The organism is Streptomyces sp. NPDC006476 (assembly GCF_040612015.1).
GTDB lineage: Bacteria > Actinomycetota > Actinomycetes > Streptomycetales > Streptomycetaceae > Streptomyces > Streptomyces griseorubiginosus_B.
In genome coordinates, this window is the sequence record NZ_JBEXPK010000206.1 from 1 (window position 1) to 3,808 (window position 3,808).

At 65.8% G+C, this 3,808-nt stretch carries 2 protein-coding genes and 1 pseudogene; 1 reads left to right on the forward strand and 2 read right to left on the reverse strand.

Annotated features, from left to right (window positions below):
• Window positions 1-538: 538 nt before the first annotated feature.
• The gene (locus ABZZ74_RS52890) at window positions 539-1,990 is read right to left on the reverse strand and encodes a catalase (protein WP_356951267.1); all 1,452 of its coding nucleotides are present in this window, start codon (window positions 1,988-1,990) and stop codon (window positions 539-541) included.
• A gap of 141 nt (window positions 1,991-2,131) precedes the next feature.
• Here ABZZ74_RS52890 and ABZZ74_RS52895 point away from each other — a divergent pair.
• Window positions 2,132-2,256, forward strand: a pseudogene (locus tag ABZZ74_RS52895) (transcriptional repressor); the annotation flags it as partial.
• A gap of 563 nt (window positions 2,257-2,819) precedes the next feature.
• Here ABZZ74_RS52895 and ABZZ74_RS52900 read toward each other — a convergent pair.
• Entirely contained in the window at window positions 2,820-3,263 is a 444-nt protein-coding gene (locus tag ABZZ74_RS52900; RefSeq protein WP_356951268.1) for a Fur family transcriptional regulator, read from the reverse strand.
• Between the last annotated feature and the right edge of the window lie 545 nt (window positions 3,264-3,808).

A 3,808-nucleotide genomic window follows, 5' to 3' on the forward strand; every position in this document is an offset into this window, starting at 1 on the left:
CATGATCCACAGGTGCCGTGTTCACCTGCTTCCGGGGCCCACCACCGAGATCAACACCCCAGGCCGGGACGATCCAGGCACTCGCCGGGGCCCTGAAGGTAACGGAGAGCCAATAGTAGTCGCAGGAGTAACGACCGGCCAGGGAGCCCGGGAAAGCCGGGCACAGGGGAAAGTGGCTCAGGTGATTTGGATATCGGAACCCAGGAGGCATGCGTAATGCAGAGCGCCGAAGTGGTGTTCTGCTCGAAGCACACGGCATCAGCGTCACGCTCGGCAACCACCCGTCTGCGCCCTCGCAACCCTCCAGGCCCGGGTCATCGCCCTGAGCAACGGCACCAGTAGCAGATCAAGACGACATGTTGATGATCTGCAAGCCCTTAGGCTTGCTGGGGGCTGAAGATGACCGCTCGCCGCGGTACGCGACATCACCTGCTGTCGGGCCCCGGCCCGGCAGCAGTGCTGGTCTGAGGGAGCGGGCGGACCGGCTTCCGTGCGGGCCCGGCCCGCCCGTGACAAGCGGTCCCGTGCTGGAGTTGTGTCAGCGGCGCAGAGCCTGGACCGCGACCTCCAGCCGCTTGCCGTAGTCCCCGTTGGCCCGACGGAAGTTGCCGATCGCCCGCTCGACGATGTCGTCGCGCGAGACCTTGGCGATGGAGCCCGCCAGGTTGGCGATCAGCCGCTCCTTCTCATCCTCGGACATCAGCCGGTACAGGTTGCCCGCCTGTACGAAGTCGTCGTCCTCGGCGTGGGCCGGGGTGGGATAGTCGCCCGTGGCGCCGGTGACCGGGACCGGCTGCCACAGCGGTCGGTTGGTCTGGTGCGGCCCGCCGAAGCTGTTCGGCTCGTAGTTCTTCGCGCCCTTGTGGCGACCGTCGTACAGTAGGCCGTCGCGGGAGTGGGTGCGCGCCTCGGTGGTGTGCGGGCAGTTCACGGGCAGGTCGTCGGCGTTGATGCCGACGCGGTAGCGATGGGCGTCGCCGTAGGCGAAGAGGCGGCCCTGGAGCATCTTGTCGGGGGAGGGGCCGATGCCCGGGACGAAGTGAGCCGGCGAGAAGATACTCTGCTCGACTTCGGCGAAGACGTTCTCCGGGTTGCGGTTGAGCTCCAGCTTGCCGAACTCGATCGGCGGGTAGTCTCCGTGCGGCCACACCTTGGTGAGGTCGAACGGGTTGAAGCGGTACGTCGCTGCGTCGGCCGCCGGCATGATCTGGACCTGCACGGTCCAGGTCGGGAAGTCGCCGCGCTCGATCGACTCGCGCAGATCGCGCTGGTGGCTGTCCGGGTCCTCGCCGGCCAGCCGGTTGGCCTCGGCTTGCGTGAGGTTCTTGATGCCCTGGTCGGTCTTGAAGTGGTACTTGACCCAGAAGACCTCGCCGTCCTCGTTGTTCCACTGGTAGGTGTGCGAGCCGAAGCCGTCCATGTGCCGGTACGACGCGGGAATGCCGCGGTCGCCGAACAGCCAGGTCACCTGGTGCGTGGCCTCGGGCGAGAGCCCCCAGAAGTCCCAGACGTTGTCGGCTTCCTGGCTGCCCGTGTACGGGTCGCGCTTCTGGGTGTGGATGAAGTCGGGGAACTTGATGGCGTCCCTGATGAAGAACACGGGGGTGTTGTTGCCGACGAGGTCATAGTTGCCCTCCTCGGTGTAGAACTTCAGCGCCCACCCGCGGGGATCCCGGACGGCGTCGGCGGCGCCGAGGTTGCCCGCCACGGTGGAGAACCTGAGGAAGGTCTCGGTTTGTTTGCCGACCTCCGAGAGGAACGCCGCGCGCGTGTACCGGGTGACGTCGGTGGTGACCGTGAACGTGCCGTACGCGCCGGCGCCGCGGGCGTGCACCACGCGCTCCGGGATGCGCTCGCGGTTGAAGTGCGCCAGCTTCTCCAGCAGCAGCTGGTCCTGCACGAGCACCGGGCCCCCGACGCCTGCCGTCTCACTGTTCTGGTTGTCGGCGACCGGCGCCCCGGCCTTGGTCGTAAGCGGTCCCTGTGTCACGTCCGTCTCCTGCGCTCTTCCTGACCAATCCTGTCTCTTGGCCAAAGCTATTTCTGATCCTACAATAGATATAATATAAGTCTAGATAGAGTCTAGAGTCACAGCTGTTCGCGACTCCTCCCTGTCGTTGGGGTGGTGCTCATTAGTGACCTTCCGGAACGGCTGCGTGTACGCGGATGGCGGATGACCGCGCAGCGGCGCCTCCCGGCCGAGGCGCTCGACGGCGAATACGACCACGCGAGGCCGACAAGGTCCATACGTGGGCCTCGCCAGCCTGTCCGAGATCTAGGTACCCCAGCAACACTTTGACGTTTTCCCTGTTCAGGGGCGGTCCGGGTGAGTGTAGAGGGCTGATGACCGGCCTGTGATCTCTTTCCCGCGCCGCACCTCGATCGAGTGCAGCCGTCGCTGATAGTGGCAACGGTCTGGGCGGCCACCGGACGTGATCGACGAGCATGCAGTTGAGATCTGGAACGACGAACTCGAGGAACCGTTCCTGCGTACCGGCCACCGCTTCAGGCGCGTTGAGCCGCATCGCAGGATGCACGACTACATCCGTGGACCATTAGGGCCAGCCGGTCGCAAAAAACGGCTGGCAGCTGGCCGAATACGGCGGACACCGCACGCCCGACCACCTCCAGATGCTCCTAAACGGCGCGGAACGCCGGCGAACTCCGCGACGACCTCCCGCACTACTTCAGCCGCTCCGGCCACCACCGGCTGTTGCTGCCACCCTGGGTCGGGTGTGCGGAACGGTCGCGCGCGACCGGGCACTTCGCCTCGGATGAGGTGTTCTCAGACATATGAGGAAATCCTTCCGAATGGCGGGTCACGCTGCTGCGGTACAGGCGGTGGAGCAGGAGGGGCACTGGCCCCAGTAGATGACCTCGGTCTCTTCGACCGTGAAGCCGTGGTCGTCGGACGCGGTGAGGCAGGGGGCGTGGCCGACCGCGCAGTCGACGTCGGCGACTACGCTGCATGAACGGCACACGAGATGGTGGTGGTTGTCCCCGACGCGTCCCTCAAACCGGGCCGGCGAGCCGGGCGGTTCGAGACGACGTACTAGTCCGGCCGCGGTCAGCGCGTGCAGCGCCTCGTACACGGCCTGTACGGAGATGTGGCCGACGCGCTCCCGCACTCCGGACGCGATGGCGTCCACGTCGAGGTGATCGCCTTCGCGGACGGTCTCGAGCAGCGCGACACGGGCGGCCGTCACCCGCAGGCCAGCACCGCGCAACTCATCGGCGACGGTTGGGGGCTGGGGCGCAGTCATGGGAGACAACCTTCTGGTCCAACTGGCGTAGACGCCACCAGGCAATAGCCCGACGCGGCCACTGCCGACGATGATCCACCGACGAACCCTCTGGATAGATCACGAAACCGCACTGGTGTGCCAATCGCCTGGAAAACTGAATAATGCGCAGCTTGCTGCACCAGCGCAGGGAATAGAGCCTCCATCAGGCTCGGAGCGCTTCACCTCCTGCCACCTGGAGATAATTTCCGTTCACGCAGCGTCCCCACTAGAGTCAAACAACCCCGAATCTAGGGCGCATATTGAGTCGCGATCAAGGGGTGGTCCGGGTGAGGTGGGTCTGTACGGTGATCGGTCCACTGCCACCGCTCCTGCCTCTCGGGCACCCCGCCTGGAAGCCCTCGGCCCGGGTGACACGCGGGACCAAGTCCGCAGCCGGGTAGCCCAGTTCCAGTCGGTCACCGACCCTCGGGGGGGGGGTGCCTCTATGTCCTTCGTCAAGGCACCCCTGCTGGGTTTGGGGTGATTCGGTCTTGTTGGGGTTATGCGGCGAGCTCGACGTCCGC